16 protein-coding genes are annotated in these 14933 nt (G+C 60.9%); 9 read left to right on the forward strand and 7 right to left on the reverse strand.

Going from position 1 to position 14933, the window contains the following annotated elements:
* Positions 1 to 4 precede the first annotated feature (4 nt).
* Complete coding sequence (gene glpK, locus AB4Z13_RS24755; protein ID WP_442207030.1) at positions 5 to 1498, reverse strand: glycerol kinase GlpK; 1494 nt, start codon at positions 1496 to 1498, stop codon at positions 5 to 7.
* A 181-nt stretch (positions 1499 to 1679) separates the two neighbouring features.
* Here glpK and AB4Z13_RS24760 point away from each other — a divergent pair, with 181 nt between their 5' ends.
* Genes AB4Z13_RS24760 through xdhC form a run of 4 tightly spaced genes read left to right on the forward strand, consistent with a single transcriptional unit; the run spans position 1680 to position 7142 of the window.
* Entirely contained in the window at positions 1680 to 2456 is a 777-nt protein-coding gene (locus AB4Z13_RS24760) for a 3-hydroxybutyrate dehydrogenase (protein WP_442207031.1), read from the forward strand.
* A gap of 29 nt (positions 2457 to 2485) precedes the next feature.
* Complete coding sequence (gene xdhA, locus AB4Z13_RS24765) at positions 2486 to 3952, forward strand: xanthine dehydrogenase small subunit (protein ID WP_442207032.1); 1467 nt, start codon at positions 2486 to 2488, stop codon at positions 3950 to 3952.
* A complete protein-coding gene (gene xdhB, locus AB4Z13_RS24770; RefSeq protein ID WP_442207033.1) occupies positions 3952 to 6288 on the forward strand; it encodes a xanthine dehydrogenase molybdopterin binding subunit in 2337 nt (778 codons plus the stop codon). Before xdhA ends, xdhB begins: the two co-directional genes overlap by 1 nt.
* A 2-nt stretch (positions 6289 to 6290) precedes the next feature.
* Complete coding sequence (gene xdhC / locus AB4Z13_RS24775) at positions 6291 to 7142, forward strand: xanthine dehydrogenase accessory protein XdhC (protein WP_442207034.1); 852 nt, start codon at positions 6291 to 6293, stop codon at positions 7140 to 7142.
* Here the strand turns inward: xdhC and AB4Z13_RS24780 are convergent.
* On the reverse strand, positions 7118 to 7315 hold the full coding sequence (locus AB4Z13_RS24780; RefSeq protein WP_113323251.1) for a hypothetical protein: 198 nt from the start codon (positions 7313 to 7315) through the stop codon (positions 7118 to 7120). The two genes, xdhC and AB4Z13_RS24780, sit on opposite strands and share 25 nt — an antisense overlap.
* A 100-nt stretch (positions 7316 to 7415) precedes the next feature.
* On the opposite strand from AB4Z13_RS24780, the gene AB4Z13_RS24785 reads away from it, so the two are divergent.
* On the forward strand, positions 7416 to 8312 hold the full coding sequence (locus tag AB4Z13_RS24785; protein WP_442207035.1) for a LysR substrate-binding domain-containing protein: 897 nt from the start codon (positions 7416 to 7418) through the stop codon (positions 8310 to 8312).
* A gap of 36 nt (positions 8313 to 8348) precedes the next feature.
* Here AB4Z13_RS24785 and AB4Z13_RS24790 read toward each other — a convergent pair whose 3' ends face one another.
* Positions 8349 to 8681 (reverse strand): hypothetical protein, encoded by a 333-nt coding sequence (locus tag AB4Z13_RS24790; RefSeq protein WP_113323240.1) that lies wholly within the window; start codon positions 8679 to 8681, stop codon positions 8349 to 8351.
* A 179-nt stretch (positions 8682 to 8860) separates the two neighbouring features.
* Here AB4Z13_RS24790 and AB4Z13_RS24795 point away from each other — a divergent pair, with 179 nt between their 5' ends.
* Positions 8861 to 9106 (forward strand): winged helix-turn-helix domain-containing protein, encoded by a 246-nt coding sequence (locus AB4Z13_RS24795; protein ID WP_442207036.1) that lies wholly within the window; start codon positions 8861 to 8863, stop codon positions 9104 to 9106.
* 78 nt (positions 9107 to 9184) lie between these two features.
* On the opposite strand, the gene AB4Z13_RS24800 is transcribed toward AB4Z13_RS24795, so the two are convergent.
* The gene (locus AB4Z13_RS24800) at positions 9185 to 9379 is read right to left on the reverse strand and encodes a hypothetical protein (protein ID WP_113323241.1); all 195 of its coding nucleotides are present in this window, start codon (positions 9377 to 9379) and stop codon (positions 9185 to 9187) included.
* A gap of 168 nt (positions 9380 to 9547) precedes the next feature.
* Between AB4Z13_RS24800 and AB4Z13_RS24805 the strand changes: the two genes are divergently transcribed.
* The 3 genes from AB4Z13_RS24805 to AB4Z13_RS24815 all read left to right on the forward strand — a co-directional run bounded on the left by AB4Z13_RS24805 (position 9548) and on the right by AB4Z13_RS24815 (position 13332).
* Complete coding sequence (locus AB4Z13_RS24805) at positions 9548 to 10786, forward strand: urate hydroxylase PuuD (RefSeq protein WP_442207037.1); 1239 nt, start codon at positions 9548 to 9550, stop codon at positions 10784 to 10786.
* Positions 10783 to 12090 (forward strand): guanine deaminase, encoded by a 1308-nt coding sequence (gene guaD / locus AB4Z13_RS24810; protein WP_442207038.1) that lies wholly within the window; start codon positions 10783 to 10785, stop codon positions 12088 to 12090. Before AB4Z13_RS24805 ends, guaD begins: the two co-directional genes overlap by 4 nt.
* A 99-nt stretch (positions 12091 to 12189) precedes the next feature.
* On the forward strand, positions 12190 to 13332 hold the full coding sequence (locus AB4Z13_RS24815) for an alpha-hydroxy acid oxidase (protein ID WP_442207039.1): 1143 nt from the start codon (positions 12190 to 12192) through the stop codon (positions 13330 to 13332).
* On the opposite strand, the gene AB4Z13_RS24820 is transcribed toward AB4Z13_RS24815, so the two are convergent.
* Genes AB4Z13_RS24820 through AB4Z13_RS24830 form a run of 3 tightly spaced genes read right to left on the reverse strand, consistent with a single transcriptional unit; the run spans position 13326 to position 14933 of the window.
* Positions 13326 to 14078: a metallophosphoesterase family protein gene (locus AB4Z13_RS24820; RefSeq protein WP_113323245.1), complete on the reverse strand. Its 753-nt coding sequence runs from the start codon at positions 14076 to 14078 to the stop codon at positions 13326 to 13328. The two genes, AB4Z13_RS24815 and AB4Z13_RS24820, sit on opposite strands and share 7 nt — an antisense overlap.
* Before the next feature lies 1 nt (position 14079).
* On the reverse strand, positions 14080 to 14436 hold the full coding sequence (gene uraH, locus AB4Z13_RS24825) for a hydroxyisourate hydrolase (protein WP_113323246.1): 357 nt from the start codon (positions 14434 to 14436) through the stop codon (positions 14080 to 14082).
* The gene (locus tag AB4Z13_RS24830; RefSeq protein WP_442207040.1) at positions 14433 to 14933 is read right to left on the reverse strand and encodes an ureidoglycolate lyase; all 501 of its coding nucleotides are present in this window, start codon (positions 14931 to 14933) and stop codon (positions 14433 to 14435) included. Before AB4Z13_RS24830 ends, uraH begins: the two co-directional genes overlap by 4 nt.

Below are 14933 nucleotides of genomic sequence, written 5' to 3' on the forward strand. Positions count from 1 at the left end.
GCAATCAAAGCTCGCTCAGCGTCCGCTTCACCGCATTCTTCCAACCCTTGAGCTTAGCGGCACGGGTCTTCTCGTCCATCGAGGGCTCGAAGCGCCGGTCACGCTTCCAGGTCGCCGAGAACTTCTTCCTGTCCGGCCACACCCCAGCCCTGCTGCCGGCAAGCCAGGCAGCACCGAGCGCCGTCGTTTCCAGGATGACGGGACGATCAACGGGAGCTTCCAGCAGATCGGCAAGCCGCTGCATCGTCCAGTCCGAGGCGACCATGCCGCCATCGACGCGCAGTACCGTGTCGTCGGTGCCATTCTTCCAGTCCTTCTGCATCGCCTCCAGTAGGTCGCGTGTCTGGTAGCAAACGGCTTCCAGTGCGGCACGGGAAAGCTCCGCCGGGCCGCTGTTGCGGGTCAGGCCGTAGATCGCACCGCGTGCCTTGGCATCCCAATGCGGGGCGCCGAGGCCGGTGAAGGCCGGCACGAGATAGACGTCCTGTGTCGGATCAGCCTTCTCCGCGAGGTCATTCGTTTCGGATGCCCTGTCGATGATGCCAAGGCCGTCGCGCAACCACTGAACCGCCGCCCCGGCAATGAAGATCGAGCCCTCCAGCGCATAGGTCGTCTCACCATCAAGGCGATAGGCAATCGTCGTCAGCAGACGGTTCTTCGATCGCACCATATCGCTGCCTGTATTCAGCAGCGCGAAGCAACCGGTGCCATAGGTCGATTTCAGCATGCCCGGCTCGAAGCAGGCCTGGCCGATCGTCGCCGCCTGCTGGTCGCCGGCAACACCGAGGATCGGGATGGCTGCACCAAACAGCTCCGGATCGACGGTGCCGAAATCATCGGCGCAATCCTTCACCTCGGGCAGCATAGCGGCCGGCACGCGCAGGATGTCGAGCAGATCCTCGTCCCACTCATTGGTCGCGATATTGAACATCAGCGTGCGCGATGCATTGGTCGCGTCGGTCACGAAGGTTTTGCCGCCAGTCAGCCGCCAGATGAGGAACGTGTCGATCGTGCCGAAGCAGAGATCGCCCCGCGCTGCCCTCGCCCTTGCGCCCTTCACATTGGCGAGCATCCAGGAGAGCTTCGTTCCCGAGAAATAGGGATCGAGGATAAGGCCGGTCTTCTTCGTGAAGGTGCGCTCGAGATCCTGCCGCTTGAGATTGTCGCAATAGCTTGCCGTGCGCCGGTCCTGCCAGACGATGGCGTTCTGGATCGGCTTGCCGGTTTCGCGCTCCCAGACGGCGACGGTCTCACGCTGGTTGGTGATGCCGAGTGCGGCAATATCCTTGGCCGTCACCTTGGCTTCGCGCAGCGCCATGTGGATCGTGGAAACGACCGAATCCCAGATCTCCTCGGGATCGTGCTCCACCCAGCCGGAGCGCGGATAGATCTGTGTGAATTCCTTCTGGCCCATGCCGGCGATCTTCATGTCGCCGTCGAAGACGATCGCCCGCGTCGAGGTCGTTCCCTGATCGACCGCCAGAACATATCCACCCATGCGATTCCTCCCGCTGCATGCTGTTGTCGTGGCAAATCAATAGGGCAGGTCCGCCTGGCTTGGAAGGGCGTAAGTGGCAGCCACGCCCCTCAGTCACTTCCCGATTGCCAGCTCGCCGCCTTTGGGCATAACCTCGCGTTGACGCTGCAATGCAGCATATCACAGTCAGGGAGGAAGAAGCATGAGCAGATCAATCGTCGTCACCGGCTCCACCAGCGGCATCGGGCTTGCGATCGCCACTGCCTTTGCTGCCAGGGGCGACAACGTCGTCATCAACGGCTTCGGAAAGGACGACGAAATCAAGGCGATAATCGAACGCCTTGAATCATCGTCGAAAGCGAAGGCACTCTATCATCCGGCCGACATGACGAAGCCATCAGAGATTGCCGATCTGATCGAGACTGCCGGCAAGACCTTCGGAACTGTCGATGTGCTCGTCAACAATGCCGGCATCCAGCATGTTGAAAAGATCGAGGATTTCCCGATCGAGAAGTGGGACCAGATCATCGCCATCAATCTCTCCAGCTCCTTCCATACGATGCGGGCTGCGATCCCGCTGATGAAGGCGAGGAAATATGGCCGCATCATCAATATTGCCTCGGCCCATGGCCTGGTCGCCTCGCCCTTCAAATCTGCCTATGTAGCGGCAAAGCATGGTATATTAGGCCTGACGAAGACGGCTGCCCTGGAGCTTGCCGAATTCGGCGTGACGGTAAACGCCATCTGCCCCGGCTATGTATTGACCCCGCTGGTCGAAAAGCAGATCCCCGATACCGCCAAGGCGCGCGGCATGACCGAGGAGCAGGTCAAGACCGAGGTCATCCTCAAGGCGCAGCCGACGCATGAATTCGTCAAGGCCGAGGAGATCGGCACGCTGGCGTTTTACCTTGCAAGCGAGGAAGCCCGGCAGGTAACCGGTACGCATATCTCGATTGACGGGGGCTGGACGGCGGCATAACCATTTTAAGAAAAACAACCGGGAATATCATGAACGACAGCATCCGCTTCATCCTCAATGGCGAGGACGTTTCCTTGAGTAAGGTCCGGCCGACGGAGACTCTTCTCGATTTTCTCCGGCTGAAGCGGCGGCTGACGGGCACCAAGGAAGGCTGCGCCGAAGGCGATTGCGGTGCCTGCACCGTGCTGGTCGGCCGGCTGATCGACGGCAAGCTTTTCTATGAATCCGTCAATGCCTGCATCCGCTTCATCGGCTCGCTGCACGCGACCCATGTGGTGACGATCGAGCATCTGGCAGCCAAGGACGGCACGCTGCATCCGGTGCAGCAGGCCATGGTCGATTGCCATGGTTCGCAATGCGGCTTCTGCACACCGGGCTTCATCATGTCTCTCTACGGCCTCTGGCTCTCCAACGAGAAGCCGGACCGTGCCGAGATCGAAAAGGCGCTGCAAGGCAATCTCTGTCGCTGCACCGGCTATGAGCCGATCGTCAAGGCCGCCGAACAGGTGAGCCTGCAGCGGCCGAGCACCCTCTTCGATCCGCTCGAAAAGACCCGTGCCGAAATCATCTCTCGCCTCTGGGTCATGCAGGCATCCGATACGATTTCGATTGTGTCAGAAGAAGGCCGCCTCATCGTGCCGCGCTCCATCGATGCGCTTGCGCGGGTGCTGGCGGCCGAGCCGACCGCAACCGTCATTGCCGGCTCCACAGATGTCGGCCTCTGGGTCACCAAGCAGATGCAGCATCTGAATCCCGTGGTCTTCATCAATCATCTGGCGGAGCTTCAGACGATCACTGCAGGTGAATATGGCATCGCGATCGGCGCCGGCGTCACCTATACCCGCGCGCTCGACACCATCGCCCGGAAGATCCCCGCCTTTGCCCGCCTCATCACCCGCATCGGCGGCGATCAGGTGCGCAACATGGGCACGATCGGCGGTAATATCGCCAATGGCTCGCCGATCGGCGACAGCCCACCGCCGCTGATTGCGCTTGGCGCGCAGCTGACGCTGCGCTCGGCCGGAGGCGCCCGTACTCTGCCGCTGGAAGATTACTTCATCGCCTATGGCAAGCAGGATCGCCGGCCGGGCGAATTCGTCGAAAGCGTCTTCGTGCCCCACCCGGTCGCGGACGCCAAATTCGCCGTCTACAAGATCAGCAAGCGCCGCGACGAGGATATCACCGCCGTGCTCGGCGCCTTCTATCTGGTGCTTAATGAGGCCGAGCGCGTGACCGAGATCCGCATCGCCTTCGGCGGCATGGCGGCAACGCCGAAGCGCGCCCGCAGCGTCGAAGCCGAGTTGATCGGCAAACCCTGGACGGAAGCAACCATAGAGGCCGCACGCCCTGCCTTTGATGCCGATTTCCAGCCGCTGACGGACTGGCGCGCTACGGCGGAATACCGCCAGTTGACGGCCAAGAACCTGCTGACGCGCTTCTATCTCGAAACCGTCGGCGCACCTGCCGAACTGAAGCGGTTCGAGGAGGTTGCCTGATGGACAAATCCACCTTCGAAGACCGCAAGCTCATCAACGGCCAGATGCATGTGTCCTTGCGCCATGATTCAGCGCATAAGCATGTCACCGGAAGTGCCGATTATATCGACGATATTCCCGAACCCGCCGATCTCCTGCACGGTGCTATCGGCATGTCCGATCGCGCCCATGCCGAGATCATCTCGATGGACCTGTCGGAGGTCGCGGCCCATCCCGGCGTGGTCTGGGTCTTCACCGGCAAGGACATCCCCGGCATCAACGACGTCAGCTCGAATGGCAGCCATGACGAGCCGCTGCTTGCCGAAACCCTGGTTCAATTCCACGGCCAGCCGATCTTCGCCGTCATAGCCGAAACCCGCGAGGCTGCTCGTCGTGCGGCCCGCATGGCAAAAATCGAATATCGCGACTTGCCGCACTGGAGCGACATCGACGGCGCCGTCGAAAACGGCAGCCCGCTTGTGATCACCCCGATGACGCTGAAACGCGGTGAGGCGAAAACCGAAATGGAAAACGCCCCTCGCCGGCTGACAGGCCGTATGCGCATCGGCGGTCAGGAGCATTTCTACCTCGAAAGCCATATCGCCATGGCGATCCCAGGCGAGGACGACGAGGTCACCGTCTGGTCTTCGACCCAGCATCCGAGCGAAATCCAGCATATCGTCGGCCATGTGCTGCATATTCCCTCGAATGCTGTCACCGTGAATGTGCGCCGCATGGGCGGCGGCTTTGGCGGCAAGGAGACGCAGGGCAACCAGTTCGCAGCCCTCGCCGCGGTCGCGGCCAAGAAGCTTAAGCGCGCCATCAAGTTCCGCCCCGATCGCGACGAGGACATGAGCGCCACCGGCAAACGCCATGATTTCCGCGTCGATTATGAACTCGGCTTCGATGACGAAGGCCGCATCCACGCTGTCGACGCCACCTATTCGGCGCGCTGCGGCTTCTCGTCGGACCTGTCGGGCCCGGTGACCGACCGTGCGCTCTTCCACGCCGATTCCAGCTATTTCTATCCGCATGTGCATCTGACCTCGCAGCCGCTGAAGACGCATACCGTCTCCAACACCGCCTTCCGCGGTTTCGGCGGCCCGCAGGGCATGCTCGGCGCCGAGCGCTTCATCGAAGAGATCGCCTATGCCGTCGGCAAGGATCCGCTCGATATCCGCAAGCTGAATTTCTACGGCCAGCCAGGCTCGGGGCGCACGACCACGCCCTATCATCAGGAAGTCGAGGACAATATCATCGCGCGCGTGGTCGAGGAGCTGGAGGACAGCGCCGACTACCGCGCCCGACGCAACACCATCGTCTCCTTCAACCGCGATAGCCGCTATATCCGCAAGGGCATTGCGCTCACGCCGGTGAAATTCGGCATCTCCTTCACCATGACCGCCTTCAACCAGGCCGGCGCCCTCGTCCATATCTATCAGGATGGCTCGATCCACCTGAACCATGGCGGGACTGAAATGGGCCAGGGCCTCTATACCAAGGTGGCGCAAGTGCTGGCGGACAGCTTCCAGGTCGATATCGACCGCGTGAAGATCACAGCGACCACGACGGGCAAGGTCCCGAACACTTCGGCGACCGCCGCCTCTTCCGGTTCGGACCTGAACGGCATGGCCGCCTATGATGCCGCCCGCCAGCTCAAAGAACGGCTGGTCGCCTTCGCGGCGGAAAAGTGGGAGGTTCCGGTTTCGGAAATCGTCTTCCTGCCGAACCGCGTGCGGGTCGGCGAGATTGAAATCCCCTTCCCCGATTTCATAAAGCAGGCCTACTTCGCTCGCGTTCAGCTGTCCGCCGCCGGCTTCTACAAGACGCCGAAGATCCACTGGGATCGCCAGGCCGGCCGCGGCACGCCCTTCTACTATTTCGCCTATGGCGCCGCCTGCACCGAGGTCACGATCGATACGCTGACCGGCGAATATCTGATCGACCGCACCGACATTCTCCACGATGTCGGCCGCTCGCTGAACCCGGCAATCGATATCGGCCAGGTCGAAGGCGCCTTCGTCCAGGGCATGGGCTGGCTGACGACCGAGGAGCTCTGGTGGGATGACAAGGGCCGCCTGCGCACGCATGCGCCTTCCACCTACAAGATCCCGCTCGCTTCCGACCGACCGAAGATCTTCAACGTGCGGCTCGCCGAATGGTCCGAGAATGCGGAAGCCACCATCGGCCGCTCCAAGGCCGTCGGCGAACCGCCCTTCATGCTGGCGATTTCAGTGCTGGAAGCGCTCTCCATGGCCGTCGCCAGCGTCGCCAACTATCGCGTCTGCCCCCATCTCGATGCGCCCGCAACGCCTGAACGCGTGCTGATGGCGGTCGAGAGGATGAAGAGGGTGTAGCCATGACACGGCGCGAAATCCTTTCCGGTTTTGTGCCCGGCAGCGACTTCCGCGCCTTCCTGGCCGTCCAGCCGGAAGCGGTCCTGATCGAGATATCAGGCACGCAGGGTTCGACACCGCGCGAGGCAGGCACCTTCATGCTGGTCTCGGCAGCAAGCCTCTGGGGCACCATTGGCGGCGGCCAATTCGAATTCATCGCCATCGCCAATGCCCGGGAATTGCTTGCCGGCACCGGCGGCACTGATGTGATGGACATTCCGCTCGGGCCGGAAATCGGCCAGTGCTGCGGCGGCCGCACCCAACTGCATTTCCGCCGTGTGACCGATGCCGTCAGGGACGAACTGGGGAAAAAGCAGGAAAGTGAAGCTGAACGCCTGCCGGAAGTCTATGTCTTCGGCGCAGGCCATGTTGGTCGCGCCCTTGCAACGGCGCTCGCGCCACTACCGCTTTCCATCACCGTCATCGAGACCCGGCGGGATGAACTCGCCAATCTTCCGGTCTCGACGAAGAGCCTGTTGGTGCCGATGCCCGAGGCATTGGTGAAGGACATGCCCGCCGGCGCAGCACTCGTCATCCTGACCCACGATCATGCCCTTGATTTCCTGATCGCCCGTGAAGCACTTGCCCGCACCGACCTCGCCTATACCGGCATGATCGGCTCGGCGACCAAACGAGCGACCTTTGCAAGCTGGCTTTCCCGCGAAGCCGGCGGCGAACGCTCTTGGCTGGAGCGCCTTACCTTGCCGATCGGCGGCTCCTTCGTGAAGGACAAACGCCCCGAAGTAATCGCCGCCATGACAGCGGCCGAAATCCTGACCGCACTTGCCGCCTACCGCGACCGGTCATCCTCGTAGCGCGGGTCGCGTCCATCCAGGAAACCGAGATCGCGCTTGATGCGATCGGGTGTGACGTCGATATCCAGCCGCGGCCTCCGGCTGCCAATCCCCCGGGCCAGCCGGCGAACGATGACGGTGAACAATGCCTCTCTTGTAGGAGAACGGCTCTCTTCGATAGCTTGGCAATCCATGACATCACCTTGATGGTTTGATGAGATGATTGCAGTTTGCCGGGAAAAATGCTGCAATTCCAATCGAACAACCGTCTGCATCCATAAAGAGAACTTATCCATGAAACTGTCGAAGCAGTTCCCGCTGAATGCGCTGCGCGTCTTCGAAGCCGTGGCCCGGCTCGGCAGTTTCACCCGGGCCGGCGATGAGCTCGGCATGACGCAGACGGCCGTCAGCTACCAGATCAAGCTTCTGGAGGAGAATATCGGCGAGCCGCTCTTCCTGCGCTTGCCCCGCCAGATCGAGCTGACAGAAGCAGGCAAACATCTGGCCCCCAGGGTCTCCGAAGCATTCAACATTCTGATCGAAGCCATGGCCTCGATGCGCAAGACGACCGGGGAAACGCTGACGATCCATTCGACGGCGACCTTCGCCCAGCAATGGCTCTCGCGTTACATCGGCGCTTTCCAGCTGCAGTTTCCGGACATTGCCGTCAGGCTCGTCACCTCAGGCACGATCGTCGACTTCCAGAAAGAGGCTGCCGACGTGGCGATCCGTTGGGGACGCGGCGATTGGCCCGGCCTGATCAGTCATCGGCTGATGAAACTTGACTACTCCCCCATGCTGAGCCCCAAGCTCGCGGCCGAAATCGGCGGCATCCACGAGCCCGCCGATCTTCTGAAACTGTTCCTGATCAGCGCCGGCGATTCCTGGTGGGCAGAATGGTTCTCCGCGGCCGGCGTCAAGGATGCCGATCTTTCCCGCTATCCGAAAAGCGAATTCGGCACCCAGATCCTCGATGCCAGCATCGCGATTGCCGGCGGCGGTGTCGCCATGCTCAATCCCGGCCATTTCCAAGACGATGTCGCCGCCGGCAGGCTTTACCAACCCTTCGAACTGACCGGCAATGACGGACGCGACTATTGGCTCGCCTATCCGGAAAACAGGCGAAACGTGCCGAAAATCAGGAATTTTCGGAAATGGCTGCTGCAGAAATTCGATGTGGAGCAGGACTGAACATGTCACGCAAAGACGACAGGGCTTAAAATCCTCTCAGTAACCCATATCGGGCGCATAGAAACATCGCGGGGTATCTTCGTTCGGGAACAGGCAGATATGATAATCGCTATCGCCTGAATGCATCGCCCTGGTCATCGGCAGCAGGAAGACATGGCTCCGCGTCACCAGCCGGTGATCGCCGGGCCTCAGCGTCACGCGATAGCCATCCGGCGTTATGGCCACAGTCTTGGACGGGATCATCTGGCAATCGCCGTTTTCGGCATTTCCATTGCAACAGTAGGGGTCGTAACTCCACCCCGTACCGGCGTCGTGGGCTGCCGCGAACGACGCATATGCAATCATCACGCATGTCAGAATGCTGCGCATGGGCATCTTCTCCGTCGATGAATGCGCCGCCGGTCTTTAGCGGTTTCCACCCTTTCCCGGCGGCTTGTGTTTCAAAACTGTAACCCGATCTTCACATTTCAAGGAATCGGCTGCTCCACATCGGAACACCCGCGGTGGATAAAATGTCGCAGAAATCTGATGTTTTTTAAGGCATGCGAATGCCACATCCGCCCGACAGCACAGCAATCAACCAGATTGCCACCTCAAATTGCGCGGATATAAGTGTTGTGATGGAAGAGCAGCGCTATGCTTTCGGCCGTTTCATGCTTGACCCCGGCAGCGGCGTGCTGCGGCGGGATGGCCAGCCAGTCCCGCTCGGCCAGCGCGCGATTTCACTGCTCAAGGTGCTGCTCGACGCCGACGGACGCCCGGTCGGAAAAGACGCTTTGATCGAAGCGGGCTGATCTTTCAGGCTGTCGCTAAAGGACCCTGTGAACGGCCCGTGCCGCGGCCGGCGCAACTGCACCGGCTTAAGCCGTAAACTAGTGCTTCTTCTGCTGCTGTTCGGCAGCCGCGACGCGGTTCAGCATCGCCACCATCTTTTTCTTGATCGAGCCATAGGTGCCGAGTTCGAAATTGCAGCTGAAACAGGTGATGATGTCGCTGTCGATCGGCTGCGGGCGCGGAAACTTCATGCGCGTGTTGCGGCACTTCGGGCAAGGGACTTCGATCTGCATGTTTCAGCGGCTCCTTAATAGCGTCGTCGGCGATGCCTTAGCACAAATGCCGCACCCGGCAAGCTCTTCCTGCAATCTCCGCTGCGGCGAGAAACCCCACGTGCCCCCTTTCCTCGCGCCGGAATTTCTCGCAATCTCACGAGTCGGGAAGAAGAACAGGGGAACTGAATGTATGAATATGCAATAGCCTGGGAGTGGCTGGCCTTTGCGGCGCGCTGGTTCCATGTCGTCACCGCGATCGCCTGGATCGGGTCGTCCTTCTATTTCATCGCGCTCGACCTCGGCCTGGTGAAGCGCCCGCATCTGCCCGCCGGTGTTCACGGCGAGGAATGGCAGGTGCATGGCGGCGGCTTCTACCACATCCAGAAATATCTGGTGGCGCCGGCTGAGATGCCGGAACACCTGACCTGGTTCAAATATGAGAGCTATTTCACCTGGCTCTCCGGCTTCCTGATGCTCTGCATCGTCTATTACGGCGGTGCTGACCTGTTCCTCATCGATCGCCACGTGCTCGATATCTCGAGGCCGGTGGCGATCCTGATCTCGCTTGCATCACTCGCCGGCGGCTGGATCATCTACGACCTGCTCTGCAAGTCGCCGCTCGGCAAGAACACCTGGGGCCTGATGGCCGTGCTCTATGTCGTGCTGGTCTTCATGGGCTGGGGCTACACGCAGGTCTTCACCGGCCGCGCCGCCTTCCTGCATCTTGGCGCCTTCACCGCCACGATCATGTCGGCCAACGTCTTCATGATCATCATTCCCAACCAGAAGATCGTCGTCGCCGACCTGATCGCCGGCCGCACGCCGGATGCCAAATATGGCTACATGGCCAAGCAGCGCTCGCTTCATAACAACTACCTGACGCTGCCCGTCATCTTCTTCATGCTGTCGAACCACTATCCGCTCGCTTTCGGCACCACCTTCAACTGGGTGATTGCAGCACTCGTCTTCCTGATGGGCGTCACGATCCGCCACTGGTTCAACACCACCCATGCTCGCAAGGGCCGGCCGACCTGGACCTGGATCGTCACGGTCGTGCTCTTCATCCTCATCATGTGGCTGTCGACGGTTCCCAAGCTTTTAACCGGCGAGACCGAAAACGCATCCGTCGCCCCGGCCTTCCAGCAGTTTGCCGGCGATCCGCATTTTCCCGCCGTGAAGCAGCTGGTCGGCACGCGCTGTTCCATGTGCCATGCGGCGGAACCGGTCTATGAGGGCATCGCCCGACCGCCGAATGGTGTGATTCTGGAAAATGACGCGGAAATTGCCGCTCATGCGCGCGAAATCTATATACAGGCCGGCCGCAGCCATGCCATGCCGCCGGGTAACGTGACCGACATTACCCCCGATGAGCGCAAGCTGCTCGTCGCCTGGTTCGAAAGCGCAGTCGAAGGCAAACAAGAATGACCACGATACTCCTGCGCGGGCGCCTGCTCTCCTTTCGCCGTGCCCCGCTCAGCCTCGCCGATAGCGAGAGCTATCTCTACGAGACAGACGGCGGTCTGTTGATCGAGGATGGCATCATCGCCGCTGTCGGCACCTATGCTGATGTCAAGGCCAAAGCACCTGCCGAGGTCTCCGAAATCGATCACCGTCCGCATCTGATCATGCCTGGCCTCATCGACATGCACCTGCATTTCCCGCAGATGCAGGTCATTGCCTCCTATGCCGCAAATCTGCTGGAATGGCTGAACACCTACACATTCCCGGAGGAATGCCGCTTCGTCGAAAGCGCCCATGCGCAGAGGATCGCGACGCATTTCTACGACGAGCTGATCCGCCACGGCACGACGACGGCCGTTGCCTATTGCTCTGTTCATAAGACTTCGGCCGATGCCTATTTCGCGGAGGCCATGCGCCGCAACATGTGCATGGTCGGCGGCAAGGTGATGATGGACCGCAACGCACCGCAAGGCCTGCTCGACACGCCTGAGATGGGCTACGACGAGACCCGGCAGGTGATTGCCGACTGGCACGGCAGGGGCCGCAACCACGTCGCCATCACGCCGCGCTTCGCGATCACCTCGACGCCCGCCCAGATGGAGGCGACGGCAACACTCGCCCGCGAATTCCCCGATCTGCACATCCAGACGCATCTGTCGGAAAACCACGACGAGATCAAATTCACCTGCGAGCTCTACCCGGAAGCGATCGACTATACCGATATCTACGCCCGCTATGGCCTGCTCGGGCCGAAGAGCCTGTTCGGTCACGCCATCCATCTTTCGGAGCGTGAAGCCGACGCCATGAGCGAGAGCGGCGCGGTCGCCGTCCATTGCCCGACATCCAACCTCTTCCTCGGCTCCGGCCTCTTCCCGCTGAAGACGCTCGCCCGCCGTGAGAAGCCCGTTCGCATCGGTGTCGCCACGGATATCGGCGGGGGCTCGAGCTATTCCATGCTGCGGACCATGGACGAAGCCTACAAAATCCAGCAGCTTCTCGGCGAACGACTGAACCCGCTGGACAGCTATTACTACATGACGCTCGGCAATGCCGAGGCGCTGTCGCTGGTTGACAAAATCGGCACACTGGAGCCTGGCACGGATGCCGACCTCGTCGTTCTCAACGCCGCAGCGACACCTGCTATGGCTTTGAAGATGGAAGTGGTGAAGACGCTTCCGGAGGAACTGTTCCTGCTGCAAACCATGGGCGACGACCGCGCTGTGGCGGAGACTTATGTGGCGGGCGTCGCAATGAAAAGCGGGCTTTAGCAAGGCGATGGCTTGATGGTAAAACTCCTCTGAAATCAAATACCAGAGAAAGAGAAAGCGTGGTATTCGACCACATCACCAGATGTGAAGGTTCGATCCATGGCCAAGCCGCTGACCATCGCCGATCTCAAGAAAATGGCTCAGCGCCGCGTCCCGAAGATGTTCTTCGACTATGCGGATTCCGGCGCCTGGACGGAATCGACCTACGCCGCCAACGAAGCCGACTTTCGGGACATCAAGCTGCGCCAGCGGGTGCTGGTCGACATGACCAACCGCACGCTTGAGACGACGATGATCGGCCAGAAGGTGTCGATGCCGGTGGCGCTTGCGCCCACCGGCATGACCGGCATGCAGCATGCCGACGGTGAAATGCTGGCGGCGCGCGCGGCGGAAGAATTCGGCGTGCCCTTCACGCTGTCGACCATGAGCATCTGCTCGATCGAGGATGTCGCCTCCGTCACGACGAAACCCTTCTGGTTCCAGCTCTATGTCATGCGTGACAGGGGCTTCGTGCTTGACCTCATCAACCGCGCCAAGGCAGCCAGATGCTCCGCGCTGGTGCTGACCGCCGACCTGCAAATCCTCAGCCAGCGCCACAAGGATCTGCGCAACGGTCTCTCGGCCCCGCCGAAATTCACGCCGAAACATATCTGGCAGATGGCGACGCGCCCCTTCTGGTGCATGGAGATGATGAAGACGAAGCGTCGCAGCTTCGGCAACATCCTCGGCCACGCCAAGGGCCTCGACGACCTTCCCTCGATCACGACCTTCGCGAATGAACAATTCGACCCGCAGCTATCGTGGAAAGATGTCGCCTGGATCAAGGAACAATGGGGCGGTCCGCTGATCATCAAGGGCATTCTCGATGTCGAGGATGCGAGGCAGGCCGCCGAAACCGGCGTCGACGCCATCATCGTCTCCAATCATGGCGGCCGCCAACTCGATGGCGCCCCCTCTACGATCAGCATGCTGCCGCGGATCGTCGATGCCGTCGGCGACCGTCTCGAAGTGCATCTGGATGGCGGTATCCGCTCCGGTCAGGATGTGCTGAAGGCCGTGGCACTCGGGGCGCGCGGCACCTATATCGGCCGCCCCTTCCTCTATGGCCTCGGCGCCATGGGCAAGGACGGCGTTACGCTGGCGCTCGAGATCATCCGTAAGGAAATGGACGTCACCATGGCGCTGTGCGGCAAACGCGATATCAAGGATGTCGACTCCTCGATCATCGCCGGCCGTCAGTAAGATTGCGGCGGCATTCGGCCTGTCGCGAGCGCGGATGCCCACTCCGCGCGTCCATTGGCTTCCGCCAGTGCCGACATCGCCATGTTGTCGTATCGGACATTGCGGAATTGTGCCGTCCATCCACTGGCCGATTTTTCCAGCACCGCATAGCTCGCCATCGCGTGGCCGGTTTCGACCTTGTGCGGATAGGGCTTGTCATCGTCATAGGCAGGGCCGCCGACGCTGCCGGGATTGACGATAAGACGGCCGCCTGAAAGTGCTGCCATGCGCGGAATATGCGTGTGACCACACAGGATCAATGGGCTTTCGATACCTTCCGCCAGCGCTTCGATCTCTGCCTGCGGCCGCAGCACCACGCTGCCGTCGGCAACGGCCATATCCAGCCAGTAGAGGTTGTCATCCTTAGGCGTCGCGTGGCAGAGATAGACCTCATCCCTGTAGATCAGGTCGACCGGCAGCGACCGTAGCCAATCGAAATGGGCTGCACCAAGCTGCGCATAGGCTGCAGCGTCCGAGATATGCATCTCCTCCGGCGGTCCTTCGATCAGATAGCGGTCGTGATTGCCGCGCACGGTCGGAATGGAGAGCGATAGCAGCCGGTCGGCCACCCTGCCCGCCTCCAGCGGGCCACTGAAACAATCGCCGAGATTGACAATATCTGTAATCCCTTGGGCAGCGATGTCAGCCAGCACAGCGTCCAGTGCGGGGTAGTTTCCATGGATATCGGCAATAGCGGCAAAGCGCATGTCAGCTCCCGCGATAGGTGGAATAGCCATAGGGCGAGATCAGCAGCGGCACATGATAATGCGCCGCGATATCGGCAATGCCAAAGCGGATCGGCACGAGATCGAGGAAGGCCGGATGCGGCAGAGGCGTGCCATTTGCCCTCAGATAATCGCCGGCGTGAAAGAGCAGTTCGTAGGTGCCGGCACGAAAGCTCTCGCCGGTGAGGATCGGTCCGCCATCGACGCGACCATCGGCATTGGTCTCGACCGTCTTGATAAGGTGGCGAAGCTCACCCTCGATGTGAAAGAGATCGATCCTCAACCCCTGTGCCGGCTTGCCCAGCGCAGTATCGAGAACATGAGTGGTCAGTCCGGTCATAGGCCTGGCTCTTTGATGATGAAGGGTTCGTCGAAAAAGAATTCTTCCAGATTGTTGCCCGGCCCGTCACGATCGACAACGAGAAAATCGCTCGGCTCACCGAGCGCCATCAGCGGATGGTGCCAGACATTGCGCCTGTAATTGACGCCCTGATCGCCGCGCGCGAGAAAGGCCTGCGGACGACCGGGACGACCGCCCTCATCTTCCGAAACGACGACGAGGAAGGGACGGCCTGATATCGGCGAGAAGCTCTGGCTGCCGAACGGATGCCGTTCCATCATGCCGAGCTCGTAGGGAAAACCGCGCGGCTGGCCACGGAAGAGATTGATGATGATACGAGCGCCCTCGCCTGCAGCTTCAGGCGTGGCAAGCGCATGGAAACGCTCGGTGTTGCCGCCATTGATCAGCCGCATGCTTGTGGGATCGGCTTCGATCACGTCACCGAACGGGGCGAAGGCAGATTTGGTAAGGCGAGAGACGTCAATAAAGCGGGACAT

The organism is Rhizobium sp. YAF28 (assembly GCF_052113285.1).
Lineage (GTDB): Bacteria > Pseudomonadota > Alphaproteobacteria > Rhizobiales > Rhizobiaceae > Rhizobium.